A 21,892-nucleotide genomic window follows, 5' to 3' on the forward strand; every position below is an offset into this window, starting at 1 on the left:
AGATTACTCTCTGTAGTAACCGGATTGTTCAAAGGTTTGCTCCCACTCCTGGGCTAAGTTATCCAGAGTATCTTTTGCCGAGATACTGTCGTGATTCAGGTAAAAACTCCAATGTTGCTGGGATTGCTTTAACAGTTCGGCGTATTCAGGCACCGCCCAGAAATCTTCGACAAACTCAAAAGATTCGCTGAAGGCCTGATGCATAGGTGATGCATCCAGGAACCTGGCTGATTTGAGCACCTCTATGTGACAGCTCAGCCCACCTAGTTCAGACCACTTCTCCTGAGTCTTTTTGCTAATGAACCATTCCAGAAACTGCAAGCTGTACTCTTTCTTTTTAGAGTAGCTGATCAGAGAGATTCCTTGCCCACCAAGGGAAGTTGCACGTGCTGCGGGACCCGCTGGCGTTGAAAAGAACCCCATTTCATTGGCATAAGGGTTTTTAGCAGGGTCAAGCAGTTCGGGGGTTATCGCAAAATAAACCATAGTCATGGCGACTTTACCCTCGATCATGGGCTTGTTTGAGCTGGCTTCGGTATCAAGGTAATAATTTCGCCAGTCCGGGTTGCTTAGCTGAACCAGTTGTTTATAAAACAGCAATGCTTCAGCCGCCTCCACAGAGTTCAGAATCCCTTTAACCTGATAACTTTCCTGATCACCCAGTCCGGCCCCCCAGCCCCAGAGTAGAGTCTGCATAGCCATTGTCAGTCCATCGTAATAGGGCTCCTGCCATGCCATAAGCCCCCATAGGTCTTCTGCCGGTCGATAGAAAAATTCAGCGATATCCCTGAGCTGAAACCAGGTTTTGGGAACATCCAGCTCATAGCCATAACGAGCCGAAAAGGCGGCTTTTTCTGCTGGATCATTGAAGAGGTCTTTACGGTATGCAAAGCCCATGGCGTCGCCTTCTACCGGAATCGCCCAATACCTTTTACTGCCTTTGGGATATTCGGAATAGCCTTTGAGAGCCGTGCTGATGAACTGCTCTTCAACACTGTGGCGTTTCATCCAGTGGGTCAGATTGACATAGTGGCCTTGCTCCGCTCCGTACCCCAGCCATTGTGAGTCACCAATCACCATGTCATAGCGTTGGCTTTTATGGCCCATTTCGTTGGCGAAATGTTGCTGCCAGTCAGACCAGGAACGTTGGGTGATGTTTACTTCGATGCCGGTCTCTTTGGAAAATTCCCGGGTGAGCTTTTGCAAATAGTCTGCGGGTTTCCATTCAGCCCAGAGAATATTGAGGCTGGGTGCGGGTTTCTGTTCAATAAAAACACGCGCCTCTCCACCATGCGGCGTGGGTGAGGGAATAATTAAAATAGCTGTCGCAACAGCCACAAGGATCATGGCTGATATCAAAGTGAATCTTTTCACATTGTGAACTCTATCAGCGAAGAATTAGTAAATCTTATGATATGAATGGTCATTCAACCACCCTTGCCGTTGGTTTTTTAACCAGTGTTCAACCATTCTCTGTCTCAGATCAGGTTCTCGATTGATGGCTATTCAGTTTAGTATTCAGATAGTTACAGAAATCATGCTGTGGGATTGGTTTGCTCAGCCAATAGCCTTGAATATAGCGACACTTGAGGGAAGCCAGGTAATTCGCCTGACTTGATGTTTCGACGCCCTCAGCAACTACTTGCAGACGAAGGCTTTCAGCCATTGATAATATCGCTTCTACCAATGCTGAATCTTCCTGGCAATTGGGAAGCCCCTGTATGAAAGATCGGTCAATTTTCAGATAGGAAACGGGAAATTTCTTTAGGTAACTTAAAGATGAATATCCGGTACCGAAGTCATCGACTGATAGGGCAACGCCCATTAACCGTAAACTGTTTAATTGGTGGATCGTTGAATCTTCATCATCAATCATCAGGCTTTCTGTTATTTCTAGTGTCAGTCGATCTGCGGATAATCCAGTGTCTGTCAGAATTTGTTTTACTAACGCTGGCATATTCTGGTTCTGGAACTGACGTGTAGAAATATTAACCGAGACTTTGGGGGGGACAGAACAATGATGATCCCAATGCATCGCATCCTGACAGGCTTGTTTTAATATCCATTCACCTAGGGGAGCTATAAGGCTGGTCTCTTCCATAAAAGGAATAAATTCAATCGGTGAAACGAGCCCGCGTAGCGGATGATTCCAACGGATCAATGCTTCTGCAGATATAACCTCAGCATCAAGTGTCTCGATTGGCTGATAATATAGCTCGAATTCCTGGTTCTCGATCGCTCGATTCAGATCTTGCTCTAGCTGTCGTTTGCGAAGTGCTTCTTTCTCAATCTCTTCGGTAAAGAAGTGGAAGTTATTTCTGCCATCCTCTTTGGCTTTATACATTGCACTATCGGCTTTACGAAGGAGGTCTGCCACCTCGCAGCCATCCTCGGGGAAGAGGGCAATACCTATACTGGCTGAAATGGTGGTTTCGTTACCTGACAGATCATAAGGCGCAGCTAAAGAATTGAGTAGCTTAGTTACCAAGGGCTCGATAACTTCGGGCCTGCCTGTGCCAGATAGCAAAATAGCAAATTCATCACCGGCAAGGCGGGCAATAATATCCGACTTGCGGCTGTTCTCCTTGAGTCGTTTTGCAGCATCATTGAGTAGCTTATCGCCCATTGAGTGGCCAAGGGTATCGTTAACCTGTTTAAACCGATCAAGGTCGATGTAAAGCAGGGCAAACTTATCCCCTTGTCGCTCAGCCAAATCAATCGTATGAGATAAACTATCGGTGAAATAGTTTCGGTTGGCTAGTCCGGTTAGTTGATCAAAGTTGGCTTGGCGCCAGATCTTCTGTTCGTCCTGCTTGCGTTGGGTAATATCAACCACGCTGACGGGGACATTTGCATACTCGAGAATAGTTTCGGGAATCTGAAAAGAGACAATAGCGGCAAGCTCTTCATTATCGACATTTCGGAATACGACTTCATGGCGGATATTCGGCTGTCTTTCCCAAATCGCGCAGAGCTGTTCGACAAACATGCTCATTGGTAGTGTTCGCATCAGTTGCTCGGATTGTGCTCTTGGGTCTAGGTCTGTTTCTGCTGAAAACAGCTCTAAACTTGCAGTATTAATATCCGTGATATGAATGGTGTCTGCTAAGGCTGGCGCGATCTCTCTGTTCTCGTAAAGGTGCTGGCGTAAATTAGTAACCCCGCGCTTTCTTAAATTCTCCAGTTCTCCATGAACACCGGAAAGATCAACATTCCAAAGAGCGACCTCATTATTCTCAAAGAGGCGGCGAAAGCGCCGCTCGCTTGCTAGCAGCTCTGAATAAGGTTTCTTAATGTTCGAAATAACAATGGCATTGAAGATCAGCCAGTAAGAGGCAAGTTTGAATAGGTGGCCAACAATATTTGATAGCCCATACACGCTCACATAAAAGGTAAAAGCTAATTCGGCAAGCATCGTCATGACAATAGACGCAGCAATCAATTGTTTTTCTCTATAGCGAATCCCTTCCCCACAGCGAAATAATGAAATTAATGCGGCTAACAGAATCAGATCGATCAGATACTCACTGTATATTTTAAAGTCGGTTAACCCCTCCCCATCAATAAAAGTTCTTGGAAACAGATCATTAAAAACCAGAACGGTAATGATCAGGCTGATGCAGGCAAACAGAAAGAAGATCGGTTTGCCTCGGACCTTCTGTCTGGCGGCAAAGGGTGAGTATAAAAGTATTAAAGCTTCCAGATAGCGAGTACCTATCCAGAATTGAATGGCAATGTCGTCATGGGTGTGGTGCTCATTTAATAGCTGCATCCCTCTGTAGGTTAAGGTGTGTAATAGATCGAGAGCGCCGACCCAGAAATAGCCGCAGGCGAGAAACAGTAGAAAGTTATTGCGAATAAAGCGTCGTGTTGACCATGCAAAGGCGAACATCACGAAAGAGACGATGATCGAGAAAAATTCGGCAAGGGTGTGAAAGAAAAGAAAACTGAACTGGGCGATGATAAGGAGAAAAATTGAAGCTAAAGCAGCAGGTAACCATAGCGCTGTTGAAAATAGAGGATTAACGGATCTCTCTGTCATACATCTTCCCTTACTGACAGCATTGGCTTTAATGATAGAAGTGCGTTACTTCTGCTCTATAACTGCTGTGTGAGTTCAATTCCTTAGTTTAGTCAATAATCAGAGTAGTGAAGGAAAACGAATTGAATCATTGTTTTTCAACTGAAAAATCATCTCTAGAAAAGGCGCTTTTGATTTTTTAATGTGGGTGAATTTGCTGCGATTGTGTAGGCAAATGCTCATAATTAAACAGCCAGAAAGCATTTTTGGCCTGTGGTCGTTGGTCCCCTTCAATTCACTTTACGCTTTACGAAACGATAAATATAGGGTATAGATTAGGGTAAACCCCTACATGGAAACCCTTATGGATCTTTCACTAACAGAAGAACAACAACTTATTCAGGATACAGCTAAACGTTTTGCTGAGTCTGAATTGGCTCCGGTTGCTGAAAAACTGGACCAGACCAAAGATAAATCCATTCTGCTGGCCAATTGTAAGAAGCTTGCTGAGTTAGGCTTCATGGGACTGAATATTCAGGGTGAATACGGTGGCACCGAAGCAGGTGTTGTGTCATTCAGCCTGGCGATGACTGAAATTGCCCGTGCTTGTGCATCCACTGCGGTCACTATGTCGGTAACCAACATGGTTGCTGAAGTGATTCAGGCAATGGGAACGGAAGAGCAAAAGAACAAGTATCTACCACTGATCTGCAGTGGTGAATTTGCAGCAGGCAGCTTCTGTCTGACGGAGTCGGGGGCGGGTTCTGATCCGGCTTCAATGCGAACCCAGGCAGTGAAAACTGCTGATGGTTTCTCCATTAGCGGTACTAAACAGTGGATTACCAGCGCTGAGTTTGCTGGCGTCTTCGTGGTATGGGCCGTGACTGATCCGGAAGCGAAAAAAGGCAAAGGCATCACATGCTTCCTGGTAGATGCTGATGCGCCGGGTATCACTGTTGGCCCCGCTGAGAAGAAGATGGGCCAACACGGTTCCGCAACGAACGAAGTTCATTTCGATAATGTTGAAGTGCCTGAATCAGCGATTCTAGGCAAACTCAATGATGGTTTCCGTCTCGCAGTAGCTGAGTTGGCGGGTGGTCGTATCGGCATTGGTTCCCTTGCTTTGGGTGTAGGCCTTGCAGCGATGGGTTATGCGACGGCATATACAACTGAACGCAAGCAGTTTGGCCGTCCGATTTCAGATTTCCAGGGTTTGCAGTGGACAATTGCTGATCGCTATACGGAGCTGGAAGCTGCTCGACTGTTATTGATGAGCGCTGCGGATCGTAAAGAGCGTGGGCTACCTTTTGCTAAAGAAGCTTCGATGGCAAAAGTATTTGCCAGCGAGAAAGCTAACCAGGCTTGTTATAGCGCCCTGCAGCTACTGGGTGGCTACGGCTATATGCAAGAGTACCCGCTGGAGCGCTTTGCGCGTGATGTGCGCATTACCTCGATTTACGAAGGTACCAGTGAGGTACAACGCCTGATCATCGCTCGTGAAATTCTGCGTGAACACAGCTAGGTCAGAGCCGATGAAACCACTATCCGGGCTAAAAGTACTCGACTTCTCAACCCTGTTGCCGGGACCCTACGCAACGATGTTGCTGGCGGACTTAGGGGCAGAGGTTGTGCGTGTTGAGTCGCCGTCCCGAGATGACCTGGTTCGTAATATGCAGCCGCAGATTGATGGTCAGTCTGCGGCGTTTCGTTATCTGAATCGCGGTAAGCAGTCGATCACTCTCGATCTGAAACACCCTGATGCGGTAACTGTTATCCACAGCCTGCTGGATGAGTTCGATATTGTGATCGAGCAGTTTCGGCCGGGTGTGATGGATCGGCTAGGTTTGGGTTATGAAGCGCTGAAGCAGATTAAACCGGGTTTGATCTACTGCTCCATTACCGGCTACGGCCAGACCGGATCTCATGCGGAGCGTGCAGGCCATGATCTTAATTTTCTTGCACTTTCTGGATGTGCCAGCCATATGGGGCGTGCTGCCCATGGCCCAGCGCCGTTAGGTGTGCAGGTGGCTGATGTGGCTGCGGGCTCCCATCCGGCGGTGATTGGGATTCTATCGGCAGTCATTCAACGTGACCGTTGCGGGGATGGCGCGCATATCGATATCTCTATGGCGGATAACAGCATGGCACTTCAGGCGCTCTTAGCGCCAGGCGCTTTGAATGGCGGCGCGGAAGAGTCCTATGAAACCCATTTTCTGAATGGTGGTGGTTTTTATGATTACTACCAGACCAAGGATCAACGTTATATCGCGGTAGGCAGTCTGGAACCTCAGTTCAAGCAGCGGTTGCTGGAAACACTAGAGGCGACTGAGTTGGCTTGCCTGGATGATATGACGCTGAAGATCCGTCTACAGGCGATCTTTATCAGCGAAGAGCTTGCGGTGTGGCAGGCGCGCTTTGCTGAAGTGGATGCTTGTGTTGAACCGGTGCTTAGCATGCAGGAAGCGGCGGAGCATGAGCTGTTCCATAGCCGCAATATGATTCTTGAAAGTGCTCAGGGAGAGCGACAGATCGCGCCGGCAATTCGTTTTGATAATCAGATTCCAGTGATGCCTGAAAGTGCACCTTTGCGCGGTCAGGATACTGAAGCAGTAATGGCCCGTACCGGGCTGAAACAAGAAGAGTTAGAGAGCTTTCGACAGGCTGGTTTGTTTGGCTAAGGGGCTTTGAGCCTGTCGAGTTTAAAGAATAACAATGATAACTATGAGAGAAATAAAATGACTACGGAAAACTATCAGAGCTATTACGATAAGTTTGATCCGGCCATGATTGAAGAGCTGATGATCGGTAATCTCAAAGATGGCTTTAACGTCTGCGAAGAGATCGTTGATAAGTGGGCAGAAGGAGATCGAGTTGCCCTCAAATATGAAGGTGCTGAGCGTCCAGCTTCGCAACTGACATTTGTTGAGCTTAAGGAAAAAGCTGCTCAGTTCGCTAATTTCCTCAAATCCCAGGGCGTTGGTAAAGGTGATCGTGTTGCTGCTTTGCTGCCACGTACACCAGAACTACTGGTTGTTATCATGGGTACCCTGCGAGCGGGTGCTGTTTATCAGCCGCTGTTTACCGCATTTGGCCCTGGTGCGATTGAATATCGTGTTCAGCAGGCGAGCACTAAGTTGGTTGTAACTGATCCTGCTAACCGTCATAAGCTGGATGATGTGACCGGTTGCCCTCCTATTCTGACGGTAAACCGAGCAGCGGCAGATGCTCAATACGCGGCTGATCGTGATTTCGCAGCAGAAGTAGATACTCAGTCAACAGACTTTGCACCGGTTAAAGTAGGTAAAGACGATCCATTCCTGCAGATGTTCACATCAGGTACGGTAGGTAAGTCAAAAGGTGTTGCGGTACCTAGCCGTGCGATCCTTTCTTTCTATGTCTATATGCGTTTTGCGATTGGTCTTCGTCCTGAAGATACATACTGGAACGTTGCCGATCCAGGTTGGGCGTATGGTCTTTACTATGCGGTTGTTGGTCCACTTCTATTAGGTAACACGACTCATTTCTGTGAGGCCGCGTTTACGCCGGAAACGACTTACGACATGCTGCGCAAGTACAACATCACTAACCTGGCCGCAGCGCCTACAGCTTATCGTATGCTGATGGCAAACGATGATGTATTGGGTGCTGATGATAAGTTTGACCTGCGTGTTGCGAGCAGTGCGGGTGAGCCGCTGAACCCAGAAGTTATTAGCTGGGTTGATAAGCGCCTGGGCTGCCCGGTAATGGATCACTACGGCCAGACTGAAACAGGTATGACTGCATGTAACCATCACGATCTGAAGCAAGATGTGGTACGTGTCGGCTCGATGGGCTTCTCTATGCCGGGTCACCGTGTTGTTGCACTGGACGGTGATTACAACGAGATTCCAGAAGGCGAAACAGGCCAGTTGGCGGTGGATGTGGATAACTCCCCGTTGTTCTTCTTCCAGGGCTACACCTGGCAGGAAAAGAACCCGTTCCACGGCAAATACTACCTCACCGGTGATGTAGTCATGAGCCACGGTGATGGCAGTTACTCCTTCACCGGTCGTGATGACGATATCATCACTACGGCGGGTTACCGTGTAGGGCCTGCGGATGTAGAAAGTACACTGCTTGAACACGATGCAGTTGCTGAATCGGGTGTTATCGGTAAGCCAGATCCAAAACGTGGCTCTATCATCAAAGCTTACGTGGTCATTAAGCGTGAATTCGATCCAACCGACGAGCTGAAAGATGAGCTGAAACAGCTGGTTCGTGACCGCCTGTCTACGCATGCCTTCCCGCGTGAAATTGAGTTCATGCATGAACTGCCAAAAACACCAAGTGGTAAGATCCAGCGCTTTATTCTGCGTAATAAAGCCCGTGATGAGAGCGATGCCAACGCATAACCTCTGAGGTGCATATGAAACCGAAAAACCCGGATTATGAGTTAGAAACTCGCCGGGTTTTCGATCAGGCACCTTTTATCCGATTGCTGGGTGCTGAACTGGTTGAGTTCAGCCCCGGTCTTTGCCGAACCCGGATAGTCCTGAACGAAAACCATAAACAACAGGATGGCTTTGTCCATGCTGGTGTCCAGGCGACATTGGCTGACCATAGTTGTGGCACAGCTGCTGCGACTTTGATAGGGCCAGGGCAACGTGTATTAACCGCCGACTTCAATGTGAACCTGCTGCGCCCGGCTCAAGGGCTAATCCTCGAATGTGAAGCCAAAGTCATTAAACAGGGCAACCTGCTAAGCGTGGCCGAAGGCGAAGTTTATACCGTAGGAAAAGAGCGCAAGCTGGTGGCTAAAGCAACGGTAACCCTGGCAGTGGTGAATGTTGACTAATTAATTCGATAGATTGGGGTGGATCTATGGAGATGAATTTTAAGCAGATGCAGGCTTTCCTTCAGGAGCATTTTCCACAAGGTGCTCAGTATGGTGAGTTACTGGATCTGGGCGAGGGCACGTCAAAAATGCGCCTGCCCGTTGATGACCAGCATCTGAGACCCGGTGGGACTGTTTCAGGCCCTGCAATGATGGGGCTGGCAGATGTGGCAATCTATGCCGCACTGCTAAGTAAAATCGGCCCGGTACCTTTGGCGGTGACGACCAACCTGAATATTAACTTCCTGCGTAAACCGGTAGCCGATGCAGATATCATTGCCGAAGCGAAGATGCTTAAAGTGGGCAAACGCTTAGGAGTGGGTGAAGTCTCAATTCTTTCCGATGGCGATGAAGACCCGGTGGCTCACGCAACGATGACCTACTCTATTCCTGTTCCGGAGAAGCGTTAATGGCTATTTCCTGGGCAGATCGCATGCTCACCCTGCCGGATGGGCAGAAGATTCATGCTAAGCACGGAATTCATTCACAGGGTGCAGGGAAGCCTACACTGGTGTTTCTCCATGAAGCCTTGGGTCATATCCGGATGTGGAAAACGTTTCCGGAGCAGTTGGCTGAGCAGCTAGGCTGTAATGTGTTTGTTAATGAACGCCTTGGTTATGGTGAATCATCACCTATAACTCTGCCGCGGGCAGATGATTATCTGGTTCCGGAGGGAGAGCAGCGTTTGGCTGAAACACTGGATGCTGCAGGGATCGATAAAGTGATTTTGATCGGCCACAGCGACGGTGGAACGGTAGCGCTGATTGGCGCTGCAACACTTGGCGAACGTGTCGTGGCGATGATCACCGAAGCGGCACATATTTATGCGGATCACCTGACTTTAAAAGGGATCCGAGAAGCGGTCGAGCTGTATCAGACAACCAATCTGCCTGAGCGTCTGGCACGTTATCATGGTGAGCGGACCGATCTTTTGTTCCGTGCCTGGTCGGAAACCTGGTTACGCGAAAGCTGCCATCAGAATATGGATTTCCGTCCCTGGCTGAAGGATATTCGCTGCCCATCGCTGATTATTCAGGGAAAACAGGATCAGTATGGTGTTCCTGAACAGGTGACTGATATCTGTTCAGGTATTGGTGATCACGCTCAACCCTGTTATGTGGATAACTGCGGGCATGTGCCACACCTGGAAGCCCCAGAAGCGGTTCTTGAAGTGATGGAAGGTTTTATTCGGGACCAGCTTTAGCGGAAAAGAAATGAGGTGCAAAAGTTTGTTTGCACCCCATCTTTTTAAGCATCGCCAATCATTGAGGCCTGTTTTACCAGCTCTGGCAAGCTGCCTGCCCGCATCTTACTCATGACGCGAGAGCGGTGTACTTCAACCGTTTTCGGGCTGATATCCAGCTCTTCGGCGATCTGGCGGTTTGCATTACCCGCAACCACAAGTGCCATTACCTCTTTCTCACGACGGCTTAGGTTAGCGTAACAATCCAGGACTTCCTGTTGCGCTCCCTGCTCATCTTTGGCTTTGTTGGCTTTGGTCAGGGCACGGCTTACCAGGCGAAGTAGCACATCACCATCGAACGGCTTTTCAAGGAAATCCATCGCGCCTTGCTTCATGGCACTGACCGCCATCGGAATATCACCGTGACCAGAGATCACGATGATCGGCATATTGATGCCGCGATCCTGCATAATCTGCTGCAACGCAAGACCATTGATCTCGGGCATACGTACATCCAATAGCATGCAGCCGATTTCGCCATCAAAGTCATCCAGAAAATCACGTGCTGAAGGAAAAGTGATTACTTTGTGATTGGCTGATTCCAGCAGCCATTGCATTGAGTCACGAAAATCTTCGTCGTCGTCAACGATGTAGATAGTACCAGTAACATTTGCTTGCATTATTGTTCTCTTAACGGCAATTTCAAATAAAAGTGGGTCCCTGTTTCGCCGTCACTTTCCGCCCAGAGTTGCCCACCATGTGTTTCGATGATGGTCTGGGAAATGGATAAGCCCATACCCAATCCTGTGGATTTTGAGGTGTAGAACGGCTCAAACAGATTAGCCAGTCCTTCGCGGCTAATCCCTTTTGCTTTGTCCTCTACCGAAACGTGGATGTAACCTTCGGTAGTATGGGTGGAGATAATAACGGGTCTGTATGCCTTCTTACAATCGCTATAAGCTTCTATTGCGTTTCGCATCAGGTTGAGCAGTACTTGTTCAATCTGAACTTTATCCGCTACAAGATCTGGTAGCCCCTCGCCAAGATGGAAATCGAAGGTGATATTGTGATCTAACGCTTCCTGATAGAGGAAAGCACTGACTTCACGACAGCTGTCGTTAACCGAAAACTCAATACACTGATAATCGGTTTTACGAACAAAGGAACGCATCCGCTTGATGATCTCTGAAGCTCGCTTCGCCTGCTTCATAATCAGCTTCATGGAATTGGAAACTGTTTGTACCGGGTCATCTACCCCTTCGCCCAGACGGCGTTGTGTGCCGTGGCAGTAATTTAATATCGCTGCCAGTGGTTGGTTCACTTCATGGGCCAGGCCGGTTGCCATTTCGCCCACCGAAAGTAACCGCGACATATGGGCCAGCTCTAACTGGTGACGTTTCGCTTCCTCTTCGGCCTGACGGCGCAGGGTAATATCACGACCGATAATGGAGTAGTACTCGACCTTGTCATTCTCGCGGCGGTTACGGTGGGCAATAATCTCACGTACTTCCGCAACACGGTTGAGGTTTTCGGGCAGTTGCATCGGGATACTGCCGTACCAGACGCCATGCAGCGAGGCATGTTCCAATGCGTCTTTGACCAGTGTGTTCAGAACATCTTCGGCAAATAGCTGGTTCAGGTAGTAGATAACCGGCGTGTCTTTTTCACTGCCGAGGGTGTGGTAGGCCGATTCGTTAAGATAGGTTAGCTTATGTGTCTCATGATTACAGAACATGATCATATCTGATGCAGCTTCTACTACGCGGGCCAAACGGCGCATATCGCGTTGAGCTTCCTCTCGTTCCGTTACATCACGGGATACGCAGATAATCTCCTTAGACTTACCATTTTCATCTCGGATCACCTTACTGGTGGTTTCCAGCCAGATGTAATGGCCCTGTTTATGCCGGTAGCGGTACACGTTGGTGTACACCCCCTGCCGATAGCGAACACTGTCATCGCGTCTGGACAGGTTGTCGGCATCTTCAGGATGGAAGTGTTCATACCCGGCCATGCCGATGATCTCTTCCGGTTTGTAGCCAACCACAAGCTCTACCGCAGGGCTTGCGTCTATGTAAGTCCACTCTTTGGTCGGCGTGTGCCGGGAGATCATATCGGTGGATTGCTCCACCAATAAGCGATAACGGTCAGCTTCTTCTCGGCATGCTGCCAGCTCTTGGGTGTTGTCTATCATCTGAAACCTGCGGGAAATCCCTGCTACAAATTTATGACTCTTATAGTATGACTTTAGAATAGCTTGAGTAATAAGGGAAATTACGTAGTATTGTTTAGGGAATGTACTAAATTAGAAAAATAATCTATCAGACGGTCAGACACAGGAATAAGAATAATGAGCACTACACATAACCCTTACGCCTTGGGTTTGGATCAGAACCAGGCGAACTTTGCAGCACTGACGCCCTTAAGCTTTGTTGAGCGTGCCGCTTTTGTATATCCAGAGCACACCGCAACAGTGCATGGTGATGTGCGTCGTAACTGGGCAGAAACATATACTCGTTGTCGTCAGTTAGGTAGTGCTCTCCAGAAACGCGGTATTGGTCAGGGTGATACGGTGTCAGTGATTGCACCGAACCTGCCTGAAGTGTTTGAGTCGCATTTTGGTGTGCCGATGGCGGGTGCTGTACTCAATGCGGTTAATATTCGTCTGGACGCAGAGGCGATCGCTTTTATTCTGCAGCATGCTGAAAGCAAAGTAGTGATTGTCGAACGTGAGTTTTCAGACGTCGTGCAAAAGGCGCTACGTATCGCCGGTACTTCACCCCTGGTGATTGATATTGATGATCCAACTTATGAAGGCGGTGAGCTGATTGGCTCGATGGATTATGAAGCCTTTATCGCGGAAGGTGATCCGGAATTTGCATGGCAGCCTCCTGCAGATGAGTGGGATGCGATTACCCTGAACTACACCTCCGGTACGACCGGTAACCCGAAAGGGGTTGTATACCATCATCGCGGCGCTTACCTGAATGCGATGAGCAATATTGTTTCCTGGGATATGGGCCGTCACCCGAACTATCTGTGGACGCTGCCGATGTTCCACTGTAACGGCTGGTGTTTCCCATGGTCTATTGCCGCTGCGGCGGGTACCAGCGTGTCTCTGCGGCATGTCCGTGATCAGGACATCTATGACCTGATCCGGAAAGAAAAAGTCACTCACTTCTGTGGAGCGCCAATTGTTCTGAACATGCTGAACAATGCTCCGGATGAGATGAAAGCCGGTATCGAGCATGAAATTAAAGTAATGACGGCGGGAGCTGCGCCACCGGCAGCAGTGATTCAGGGCATGGAAGAGATGGGGATCGAAGTAACCCATGTTTATGGCCTGACCGAAACTTATGGCCCATCAGTGGTCTGTGCATGGCACGACAAATGGGACGATAACAGCCTGGAAGATAAAGCTCGCCTGAAATCCCGCCAGGGTGTTAAAGCGCCTATGTTAGAAGGACTGATGGTGGCAAACCCTGAGACCCTCGAACCGGTCCCTCAGGATGGTGAAACCATGGGTGAGATCTTCATGCGCGGCAATCTGGTGATGAAAGGCTATCTGAAGAACCCATCCACGACGGATGAGTCCTTTGAGGGAGGCTGGTTCCATTCCGGTGATCTGGCGGTATGGCATGAAGATGGCTATATCGAAATCAAAGATCGCTCGAAAGATATCATTATTTCTGGTGGTGAAAATATCTCCTCTATCGAGGTTGAAGATGTGCTCTACCGTCACCCTGCTGTGATGGAAGCGGCGGTTGTCGCGAAATCTGATGAGAAGTGGGGCGAGGTTCCTTGTGCGTTTATTAAAACCAAAGAGGGCGTAGAGGTTACCGCTGAAGAGATTAAGGAATTCTGCCGTAACAACATGGCGCGCTTTAAAGCGCCGAAAGCGATTGTCTTTGGTGAATTACCGAAGACCTCTACCGGCAAGATTCAAAAGTTTGTGCTGCGTGAGAAAGCAGAAAGTTAAACACAGGCAGTCTGCGGAATAAGTTATCCACAGGCTGCGTTTAAGCTGAAAGGATGAACACTGAATGGCTGATTATAAAGCGCCTCAGAAAGATATGAATTTTGCCCTGAGCCACAATGCGCGCATGGCAGAGTTAGCTCAGTTACCCGGTTTTGAAGAAGCGACTGATGATATGGTTGCAGCGATTCTTGAAGAAGCGGGTAAGGTGGCAAATGAAGTACTCTCACCACTGAATGAAGTGGGTGATCACACCGGGGTAAAACTTGAAGGTGTGGATGTACCTACCCCGGCAGGTTTTGCTGATGCCTACCAGCAGTTTGCCGAAGGCGGCTGGGGCTCTTTGCAGTTTGACCCTGAATTCGGTGGTCAGGGCTTACCTTATGCGTTGTCTATTCCGGTGATGGAGATGTGGCAATCAGCGAATATGGCCTGGGGTTTGTGTCCTTTGCTGAGCCAGGGTGCGGTTGAAGCGATTTTCCACAATGGCTCCGATGAACTGAAGGCTAAATACCTTCCGCAACTGGTTAGCGGCGAGTGGACGGGCACTATGAACCTGACAGAACCGCAGGCAGGTTCAGATCTGGCAGCGATTCGCTCAACGGCAAAACCAGTAGGGGATCACTACCGGATTAAAGGTCAGAAGATCTTTATTACCTGGGGTGAGCATGACATGGCTGAGAACATTATCCATCTGGTATTGGCGCGTCTGCCGGATGCACCGCCGGGGGTGAAAGGCATCAGTCTGTTTGTGGTACCTAAATTCCTGGTCAATGATGATGGCTCCCTGGGCGAACGTAACGATGCCAAATGTGTTTCTTTAGAGCACAAGCTGGGTATCCATGCCAGCCCGACCTGTGTGATGGCGTTTGGCGATGATGAAGGCGCTATTGGCTATCTAGTGGGTGAAGAAAACCGTGGCCTGGCCTGTATGTTCACGATGATGAACAATGCGCGTCTGGCGGTTGGTCTGCAAGGTGTCGCAATCTCTGAGCGTGCTTATCAGCATGCTTTAGAATACGCACATGATCGTGTGCAAAGCCCGCCTGTAGGTAGCAGAGAAGCGGCTCCGATTATTCAGCATGCGGATGTACGTCGTATGCTGCTGACCATGAAAACGATGACAGAAGCCGGTCGGGCACTGGCATATGATGCCTGTGCCAGCCTGGATTTTGCCCATCATTCTGAAGATCCGGCTATTCGGGCGAAAGAATCTGCGCGCGCAGCTTATCTGACGCCGATCGTTAAAGGCTGGTGTACTGAGTTTGCTCAAGAAGTGACTTCTCTGGGCGTTCAGGTACATGGCGGTATGGGCTTTATCGAAGAAACCGGTGCTGCCCAGCATTACCGTGATGCGCGTATTCTACCTATCTATGAGGGTACCAATGCAATTCAGGCACTGGACTTGGTAGGCCGGAAAACCCTGTTTGATGGTGGCGAAGCGGGCGCAGCCGTTCAGGCTGAGATTGCAGAGTTGATTGAACAGTTACAGGCACAAGGTTCCTTTGCTGCTGAGGCTACTCAGTTACAGGCGGCTCTGGAACTTGCTAAGACCGCTCAGGCGGAACTGCTAAACGGTGCTAAGGATGATGTGCAGCTTGCTGGATCAGTTGCTTTCAATTACCTGATGCTGATGGGGACGTTGTGCGGTGGCTGGCAATTACTGCGTGCCGCTTTGGCGGCTACTGCCGAACTATCAGAAGGAGGCGATGAAACCTTCCTGAGTGCGAAGGTGAACAGTGCTCGTTTCTATAGTGCTCAAATCCTTCCGCGTAGCGCGTCTTATGCTCAGATGGTGGCAGCGGGAAGCGAGTCGGTCATGACCATGTCCGATGACGAACTGGCTTCAGCCTGGTACTCGTAAGGCCTTGTTTCAGGCATAAAAAATCCCCGCTAAGCGGGGATTTTTTTGTTTAGGGATCAGGTAACCTTACGGCGTATCCGTTCCAGCTCTCTGGCCTGCTTTTGAGAGGCCTGGGCATGTGCCGCTGCGCTCTGTGCCTGCAGTTGCTGGGCCATGGCTGCGCGTTCTGCACTTTGTGCTTGCTGCTCTGCGTAAGCGGCCTGGCGTTGCTGGGCCAGATTAGCTTCATGTGCCTGTTGCTCGACATAACTCTGATGTTCCAGCTCGCCGATACGGCCGTTGATATCAAAACGGAAAGGCTCCATCCACTCTGTCTCGAACAGGTATTCTTTGATCAACCGTAGCTGGTGGAGGTCATTCCAGTTGTTCTCGAGTTCGGTTTTCAACGCATTTTCAGGGTAATTACCCGAGGTGTCTGCGCGAGACATCAGGATATAACGGAACTCATTGAAAATTGGCGCATTTAACAGACGTGACAACATCTCTTCGTTCTGGGTGTGACGGACAAAGTTCATCATGCGTTCAAGCCAGTTGTCACTGAAGAGCGTCAGTTGTTTGAGTTCATAATGGGACAGACTATTAGGGTTGTCTTCTAATAGGTTGAGGTAGTGGGATTCTATCCGCGAATCCTCACCGATCAACTGCAACCAGGCGATACGCTGGTGATCTGGCTCTTCCGGATCAAAGCTGTCAAACCCCCCATCTTCAAAATATTCGCAGAATGGATCATGCAATTTCTGCAGCAGATGTTGTGCGGCTTCAGAGCTCTGGTAATTGGCGACTAGAACTTTTGCTACCTCAATGGCCTGCTCAGCCTTATAGCCGGAGAAATTATTTGCGATCAGGTGATCAATGAAGGCCTCCCCAAGCTCCTGAATCAGTGGGTCTGCTTGTTGGGATCGGTCTGTATGTGGATATAGCTTGTTGATCATCAACAAAACAAGGTCATCAATCTTGCCAGGCAAGGTCCCTTCATCACGGATCTGTTGCAGCATGGTTTGATAATGATCGCTGTTACGGAAGTTAAGCTCTTCCACCAGCTTATCGGCCTCTTTCACGACCGACTGAATCTTGGGTTCTTTGTAGTTAGGAACAATGAAGTATTCAAGGTACCAGGGTAGGAAAAACACCAAATGAACGGGATGCTCCTCCTCATTCACTTGCTGTAACCGGGCCTTGCGTCCTGCACCATTATTCAGCCACTGTGACAGGCCTATCTGTAAGGCAAAATAGAGAGCAATAGCTACACCAGCGGCGATCCAAAATGACAGATTCAGATCTTGTAGCCCATAGTATCCAGCGGCGGCTGCGGCAATCAGGGCAATTAGTTTTGGTGCAGAGGAGTGCTTTATTTTTTTATGGATGTCGGGGCAATTGTCGTAAATATTAGATGAGCTTGTTAACTCTGAATACTTCATCACAGCTTCCTTGGTGCGTAGGACTATTTCAGAAGATTTGAATATTAAACGCTCAAAAAAAACAGGGATATAGTTCTTGGACTAATCGACGGTTTTTATTGATCTGAAACGCTGGAATCTGCAAAAAATGATAGTAGTTTCAAGGAGCTAGGGGGCGCTAGACGTCACAAGCCTGGCACCGAATGCGACCAGGATAAGCCCGGTTATGCTATCCAGCGTTTTGCTTACTTTAGGTTGCTGAAGCCATACCCGGGCCCGTTTAACCATCAGAACCAGACCACCCTGCCAAAGCATGGCTAACACGAAATGAATACCGGCCATCATCAGTGCCTGGGGAATAGGAGGGTGATCCGGATCGATAAACTGGGGAAGGAAGGCCATATAGAAAACGATGGTTTTCGGGTTTAGCACATTGGACAGTAAACCCTCACGCAGCGAGCGGAATACTGACACTTCGGCGACAGACGATACGCTCTCATAAGGTAGTGTCTGGTGCTTTAACGCAGAGCGGATGCTTTGTACACCGAGCCAAATCAAATAAGCCGCGCCGGCCAGTTTCAGTAACGTAAACAGTTCCGCTGAGCTGAGCAGAATCAACGAGAGGCCCGCAGCAGAGATCAATGCATGGGCAAACAACCCCAAACAGATGCCAAGGCTGGTATACATACCGTCTTTGCTGCCGCCACGTGCAGAGTTTCTGATAACTAATACTGAATCGACACCAGGGGTAATGGTCAGGGCAGTAATCGTGATCAGGAACGGTAACCAAAGAAAGTGCTCAAACATAGGTAATCCAGTACTTAGACAAGGGGGATTATGCCTTGAGCACTCCAGGGGTGTCTATCTCTTTGCCGCCTACCTCTGGTGCATAAGCTATATGGGTTGGTGATGATTGGTGCAACTTTCAGTGGAAGTAGGCCCGGTTATCCAGAAAGACTAGCTATTCAAGGCATGGAACGAAAATTGCTGAAACAATTGTTTTAATTAACTCGTTTAAACCAATTCAGGGCACTAACATGAATCAGGATTCAGGTCTTAGCTTTAAGAACAGCCTGTTTACTTGTTGCCGCGAAAAAGGCAGTGGCTCGTTTTTCCTTGCAACGTCAGACAATCGTTCAGCACAAGTGGTTTTGCATCAAGGGAATCTCATCGGGGTCAACTATGCTGATATGTCGGCAAACGATGCATTGCAGGCGTTATTTTCCATGTCTGAGCTGCGCCACTCTTTTCAATATGAATTGATCTATCCGGTGCGTGAGACCTTGTTACCGAATGAAGCCGCTGCTTTGTTAGAGGGATTTGGGTTTATCGCAATTGAAGAACCTCTACCTGAATCTAATGTCCAAGATATCCCCGAAGTAGAAGAGATGGATGTGATTGAGACCGGACCTGAGCCCAAGGAAAGTAGAGTATTGATGTACCGTGGGCAGAAGGTTATTAAAGAGGTCGCACAGCCTGCCCGAGCAGCGACACGCATCTATCGTGGCCAGAGGATTGAAGGTTAGCACCTTATTTTATTCGTTGGTTACGAAGCTTAAGCGGATGCAAACTTATGCTATTGCGCCACTATAGGCAACAACGACACCAAGTTGGATACCCACGGTTAATAGGGCAATAAAAACACTCTGCATATATTTAGCCCCTAGAATCATAGAGAACATCAGGGCAGTTAGGGCTATGGATGCAACAAAGGATAGGCCTTCATTGCTAATAAGAGTACCTGCACCTGTATAGGCCGCTGCAGAAGCTATCACTGCAATTAAGCATGGAAAGAAACTGGTATTGGCTGCATTGAATACCCGCGCAGAGATCATGACGGGAACAATAGTTAAGAATATGAGTAAGAGAAATGTAGTCATTGATTACTTCCTTGAGAGATTGATCGCTTATTCCGCTTAAGCTTCTATCTAGGTCTTACCTTAAAGACTTTATTTGATTAAATTTAGTTTGTTTTAGTAGCGACAACCTCTACAACCCTGGCTGCTTTATTAGATAGATTCTTCATCACATTTTTGCCCATCGCCTGAAATTCCGGACCTAGCACCATAGCAGGGCTAACCGGTGCGGCGGTAGGTTTTGCCTGGGTCTCTTTTGTGCTCTGGCGTTGGCGCCAGGCAAGCGCCTCTTCGGACCAATCTGAGAAAGCGCTAATATCAAAGCCAGACTGATCTAATCGATTCATGAGTTGAGCTTCTGTGATCAGGTGCGAGTTTTCCGCATCTCTCGCCCAGGGAACCGGATAACTCATCTCTACAAAGTTATCTCCCTGGATCACTTCGTGCAGAAGTAACTGACCTTCAGGTTTGAGAATACGGTAGCACTCAGATAAAACCTGTTTGTCATCGGGCATATTCAACAGGCTATGCTGGAAGATAATCAGATCAAACTGATCGTCAGGGAAGGGCAGGTGATGAGCATCACCGGTAATCAGCTGAGGAGATTGTCTATCGCTACAGAGTGCTGAGAGTTGTTGGTTAATCCTATTTAAACCGTGGGTGATATCGAGACCCACGATGGTTAGGCCCAGGTCAGATTCAGCCAGGCGCATCAAGCCGCCAAGCCCAGATCCTATATCCAGTATCTGCATGCCTTTAGAGGCTGTAATACGCTCTAAAAGCTTTTGTGATGCTTTTATGCCACCGATATGCAACTGATCTACAGGTGCTAACTGGAAAGGATTTGGGCCTTGTGGATAAGCCTCTCGCAGGCGCTTAATGATCTGCGTTGTTTCCAGTTTCTGATCATAATGCTGGCTGACCGGGTGGCCCATAACATTGCCTCATTAATAACGGTGATTTAGACAAAAACGCCAACCCGTAGGTTGGCGTTAACTAGCGTGGATAACTGACCTTAGTCGTTATCCAGACCCAGTTCTTCGATTGAGATTTCACGCATCTTAAACTTCTGGATTTTACCGGTTACCGTCATCGGGAAATCATCGGTAAACTTGAAGTAGCGAGGGATCTTGAAGTGGGTAATCTTACCCTTACAGAACGCTTTCAGTTCTTCTTCAGTCACTTCATCTGCACCTGGCGCCAGTTTCACCCAGGCAACCAGCTCTTCACCGTATTTCTTATCCGGTACACCGGTTACCTGAACATCAGAGATAGATGGGTGAGTGTACAGGAACTCTTCGATCTCTTTCGGGTACACGTTTTCACCGCCACGGATGACCATATCTTTAATACGGCCAACGATCTGGATGTAACCCTCTTCGTCCATAGTTGCCAGGTCGCCTGTGTGCATCCAGCCGCCATTATCAATAGCGCCAGCTGTTGCTTCAGGGTTGTTCCAGTATTTCAGCATAACGCTGTAGCCGCGGGTACATAGCTCACCCACTTCACCACGGGCAACAACATTGCCTGATGCCGGGTCGACAATCTTGGTTTCCAGGTGTGGCTGAGTACGGCCCACAGTAGTTACCTGTTTCTCGAATGGGTCATCGGCTGCAGTCTGTGTAGAAACCGGGCTGGTTTCTGTCATACCGTAAGCGATCTGAACTTCTTTCATGTGCAGTTTTGAGTTAACTGCTTTCATCACTTCTTCTGGGCAGATTGCACCGGCCATGATACCTGTGCGCAGGGAAGAAACGTCATACTGATCGAAATCCGGGTGATCCATTTCGGCGATAAACATGGTTGGCACGCCATACAGTGCTGTTGCACGCTCTTCAGCGACCGCTTCCAGTACTGACTTAGGCTCGAATGCATCATCCGGGTAAATCATGGTCGCACCGTGGGTGATACAACCCAGGTTACCCATCACCATACCGAAGCAATGGTATAGCGGAACAGGAATGACCAGACGGTCTTTCTCTGTGAAGTTCATACTTTCTGCAACGAAGAAGCCGTTGTTCAGAATATTGTGGTGCGACAGTGCAGCCCCTTTCGGGAAGCCTGTAGTGCCAGATGTGTACTGAATATTGATCGGATCGTCGAACTGCAGTTCAGACTGAATACGTTCCAGTTGAGACATATCGATCTTTTCTGCCATCTCAACAAAATCTGCCCAGCGCCACATCCCCGCATGCTTTTCTTCAGCCAGGTTGATGATACCTTTCAGGTTAGGTAACTTCGCCGAGTTCAGCTCACCTTCCTCAGCATCTTTTAGCTCAGGTGCCAGTTCGTTCAGCATCTGCGTGTAGTTGGAGGACTTGAAAGTATCTGCAGTCACTAGGAACTTGGCTTCTGACTGGTTCATCGCGTATTCCAGCTCATGCAAGCGGTAGGCTGGGTTAACGTTTACCAGAATCGCACCGACTTTCGCTGTCGCAAACTGAGTGATCGTCCATTCTGCACAGTTGGGTGACCACATGCCTACACGATCACCTCGTTTAACCCCGATCGCGAGGAAGGCACGTGCTGCTTCGTTGACTCTTTGTTGCAGTTCGGCATAGGTGTAACGCAAACCCTGATGACGCACAATCAGCGCATCATTGTCTGGGTATTTGTTAGCTATTTCATCGAACTTGTCACCAATCGTCATACCGATCAGTGGTTGTGTACTTGGACCGCTTGTGTAGCTAGGGAGTTTGCTCATCGTTCATGACCCCATTTA

General features: G+C 48.8%; 18 protein-coding genes. 9 read left to right on the forward strand and 9 right to left on the reverse strand.

Features of this window, described 5'->3' with window-relative positions:
- Positions 1-3: 3 nt before the first annotated feature.
- Both MED92_RS11200 and MED92_RS18590 read right to left on the reverse strand, forming a co-directional pair.
- Complete coding sequence (locus tag MED92_RS11200; RefSeq protein ID WP_154715212.1) at positions 4-1,374, reverse strand: ABC transporter substrate-binding protein; 1,371 nt, start codon at positions 1,372-1,374, stop codon at positions 4-6.
- Between the two features lie 109 nt (positions 1,375-1,483).
- A complete protein-coding gene (locus MED92_RS18590; RefSeq protein ID WP_007021658.1) occupies positions 1,484-4,042 on the reverse strand; it encodes a bifunctional diguanylate cyclase/phosphodiesterase in 2,559 nt (852 codons plus the stop codon).
- A gap of 343 nt (positions 4,043-4,385) precedes the next feature.
- Between MED92_RS18590 and MED92_RS11210 the strand changes: the two genes are divergently transcribed.
- From MED92_RS11210 to MED92_RS11235, 6 genes are read left to right on the forward strand one after another with little or no spacing between them, the layout of a single operon-like run.
- Positions 4,386-5,543, forward strand: coding sequence for an acyl-CoA dehydrogenase family protein (locus MED92_RS11210; protein WP_040662784.1), 1,158 nt, complete (start codon positions 4,386-4,388; stop codon positions 5,541-5,543).
- 10 nt (positions 5,544-5,553) lie between these two features.
- A complete protein-coding gene (locus tag MED92_RS11215) occupies positions 5,554-6,699 on the forward strand; it encodes a CaiB/BaiF CoA transferase family protein (RefSeq protein WP_040662634.1) in 1,146 nt (381 codons plus the stop codon).
- 57 nt (positions 6,700-6,756) lie between these two features.
- Positions 6,757-8,412 carry an AMP-binding protein gene (locus tag MED92_RS11220; protein ID WP_007021661.1) on the forward strand — a complete coding sequence of 552 codons (1,656 nt, stop codon included), beginning with the start codon at positions 6,757-6,759 and terminating at the stop codon, positions 8,410-8,412.
- A gap of 14 nt (positions 8,413-8,426) precedes the next feature.
- On the forward strand, positions 8,427-8,855 hold the full coding sequence (locus MED92_RS11225; RefSeq protein WP_007021662.1) for a PaaI family thioesterase: 429 nt from the start codon (positions 8,427-8,429) through the stop codon (positions 8,853-8,855).
- A 26-nt stretch (positions 8,856-8,881) separates the two neighbouring features.
- Positions 8,882-9,304 carry a PaaI family thioesterase gene (locus MED92_RS11230; RefSeq protein WP_007021663.1) on the forward strand — a complete coding sequence of 141 codons (423 nt, stop codon included), beginning with the start codon at positions 8,882-8,884 and terminating at the stop codon, positions 9,302-9,304.
- Entirely contained in the window at positions 9,304-10,098 is a 795-nt protein-coding gene (locus MED92_RS11235) for an alpha/beta fold hydrolase (RefSeq protein ID WP_007021664.1), read from the forward strand. The genes MED92_RS11230 and MED92_RS11235 overlap by 1 nt, the downstream gene beginning before the upstream one ends.
- Before the next feature lie 44 nt (positions 10,099-10,142).
- On the opposite strand, the gene MED92_RS11240 is transcribed toward MED92_RS11235, so the two are convergent.
- Both MED92_RS11240 and MED92_RS11245 read right to left on the reverse strand, forming a co-directional pair.
- Positions 10,143-10,757 carry a response regulator transcription factor gene (locus MED92_RS11240; protein ID WP_007021665.1) on the reverse strand — a complete coding sequence of 205 codons (615 nt, stop codon included), beginning with the start codon at positions 10,755-10,757 and terminating at the stop codon, positions 10,143-10,145.
- A complete protein-coding gene (locus tag MED92_RS11245) occupies positions 10,757-12,271 on the reverse strand; it encodes a PAS domain-containing sensor histidine kinase (RefSeq protein WP_007021666.1) in 1,515 nt (504 codons plus the stop codon). The genes MED92_RS11240 and MED92_RS11245 overlap by 1 nt, the downstream gene beginning before the upstream one ends.
- Positions 12,272-12,427: 156 nt before the next feature.
- Here MED92_RS11245 and MED92_RS11250 point away from each other — a divergent pair, with 156 nt between their 5' ends.
- Both MED92_RS11250 and MED92_RS11255 read left to right on the forward strand, forming a co-directional pair.
- Positions 12,428-14,056: an acyl-CoA synthetase gene (locus MED92_RS11250; RefSeq protein ID WP_007021667.1), complete on the forward strand. Its 1,629-nt coding sequence runs from the start codon at positions 12,428-12,430 to the stop codon at positions 14,054-14,056.
- 64 nt (positions 14,057-14,120) lie between these two features.
- Positions 14,121-15,917, forward strand: a complete 1,797-nt coding sequence (locus MED92_RS11255) for an acyl-CoA dehydrogenase family protein (protein WP_007021668.1) — start codon at positions 14,121-14,123, stop codon at positions 15,915-15,917.
- Between the two features lie 56 nt (positions 15,918-15,973).
- On the opposite strand, the gene MED92_RS11260 is transcribed toward MED92_RS11255, so the two are convergent.
- Together MED92_RS11260 and MED92_RS11265 are read right to left on the reverse strand one after the other, a co-directional pair.
- A complete protein-coding gene (locus MED92_RS11260) occupies positions 15,974-17,335 on the reverse strand; it encodes a hypothetical protein (protein ID WP_007021669.1) in 1,362 nt (453 codons plus the stop codon).
- Positions 17,336-17,482: 147 nt separating this feature from the next.
- A complete protein-coding gene (locus MED92_RS11265) occupies positions 17,483-18,121 on the reverse strand; it encodes a LysE family translocator (protein ID WP_007021670.1) in 639 nt (212 codons plus the stop codon).
- A gap of 230 nt (positions 18,122-18,351) precedes the next feature.
- Between MED92_RS11265 and MED92_RS11270 the strand changes: the two genes are divergently transcribed.
- Positions 18,352-18,840, forward strand: coding sequence for a hypothetical protein (locus MED92_RS11270; RefSeq protein ID WP_007021671.1), 489 nt, complete (start codon positions 18,352-18,354; stop codon positions 18,838-18,840).
- 45 nt (positions 18,841-18,885) lie between these two features.
- On the opposite strand, the gene MED92_RS11275 is transcribed toward MED92_RS11270, so the two are convergent.
- From MED92_RS11275 to MED92_RS11285, 3 genes are all read right to left on the reverse strand, one after another.
- On the reverse strand, positions 18,886-19,194 hold the full coding sequence (locus MED92_RS11275) for a hypothetical protein (protein ID WP_007021672.1): 309 nt from the start codon (positions 19,192-19,194) through the stop codon (positions 18,886-18,888).
- 83 nt (positions 19,195-19,277) lie between these two features.
- Positions 19,278-20,105 carry a class I SAM-dependent methyltransferase gene (locus tag MED92_RS11280; protein WP_007021673.1) on the reverse strand — a complete coding sequence of 276 codons (828 nt, stop codon included), beginning with the start codon at positions 20,103-20,105 and terminating at the stop codon, positions 19,278-19,280.
- An 80-nt stretch (positions 20,106-20,185) separates the two neighbouring features.
- Positions 20,186-21,874, reverse strand: coding sequence for an AMP-binding protein (locus MED92_RS11285; protein ID WP_007021674.1), 1,689 nt, complete (start codon positions 21,872-21,874; stop codon positions 20,186-20,188).
- Between the last annotated feature and the right edge of the window lie 18 nt (positions 21,875-21,892).

The sequence above is a fragment of the Neptuniibacter caesariensis genome (assembly GCF_000153345.1).
Taxonomy (GTDB): Bacteria; Pseudomonadota; Gammaproteobacteria; order Pseudomonadales; family Balneatricaceae; genus Neptuniibacter; species Neptuniibacter caesariensis.

Bases quoted from the DNA above. Each gene is read 5' to 3' on its own strand.
- MED92_RS18590 (WP_007021658.1), bottom strand. From the start codon at position 4,042: ATGACAGAGAGATCCGTTAATCCTCTATTTTCAACAGCGCTATGGTTA.
- MED92_RS11210 (WP_040662784.1), top strand. From the start codon at position 4,386: ATGGATCTTTCACTAACAGAAGAACAACAACTTATTCAGGATACAGCT.
- MED92_RS11215 (WP_040662634.1), top strand. From the start codon at position 5,554: ATGAAACCACTATCCGGGCTAAAAGTACTCGACTTCTCAACCCTGTTG.
- MED92_RS11220 (WP_007021661.1), top strand. From the start codon at position 6,757: ATGACTACGGAAAACTATCAGAGCTATTACGATAAGTTTGATCCGGCC.
- MED92_RS11225 (WP_007021662.1), top strand. From the start codon at position 8,427: ATGAAACCGAAAAACCCGGATTATGAGTTAGAAACTCGCCGGGTTTTC.
- MED92_RS11230 (WP_007021663.1), top strand. From the start codon at position 8,882: ATGGAGATGAATTTTAAGCAGATGCAGGCTTTCCTTCAGGAGCATTTT.
- MED92_RS11235 (WP_007021664.1), top strand. From the start codon at position 9,304: ATGGCTATTTCCTGGGCAGATCGCATGCTCACCCTGCCGGATGGGCAG.
- MED92_RS11240 (WP_007021665.1), bottom strand. From the start codon at position 10,757: ATGCAAGCAAATGTTACTGGTACTATCTACATCGTTGACGACGACGAA.
- MED92_RS11245 (WP_007021666.1), bottom strand. From the start codon at position 12,271: ATGATAGACAACACCCAAGAGCTGGCAGCATGCCGAGAAGAAGCTGAC.
- MED92_RS11250 (WP_007021667.1), top strand. From the start codon at position 12,428: ATGAGCACTACACATAACCCTTACGCCTTGGGTTTGGATCAGAACCAG.
- MED92_RS11255 (WP_007021668.1), top strand. From the start codon at position 14,121: ATGGCTGATTATAAAGCGCCTCAGAAAGATATGAATTTTGCCCTGAGC.
- MED92_RS11260 (WP_007021669.1), bottom strand. From the start codon at position 17,335: ATGAAGTATTCAGAGTTAACAAGCTCATCTAATATTTACGACAATTGC.
- MED92_RS11265 (WP_007021670.1), bottom strand. From the start codon at position 18,121: ATGTTTGAGCACTTTCTTTGGTTACCGTTCCTGATCACGATTACTGCC.
- MED92_RS11270 (WP_007021671.1), top strand. From the start codon at position 18,352: ATGAATCAGGATTCAGGTCTTAGCTTTAAGAACAGCCTGTTTACTTGT.
- MED92_RS11275 (WP_007021672.1), bottom strand. From the start codon at position 19,194: ATGACTACATTTCTCTTACTCATATTCTTAACTATTGTTCCCGTCATG.
- MED92_RS11280 (WP_007021673.1), bottom strand. From the start codon at position 20,105: ATGGGCCACCCGGTCAGCCAGCATTATGATCAGAAACTGGAAACAACG.
- MED92_RS11285 (WP_007021674.1), bottom strand. From the start codon at position 21,874: ATGAGCAAACTCCCTAGCTACACAAGCGGTCCAAGTACACAACCACTG.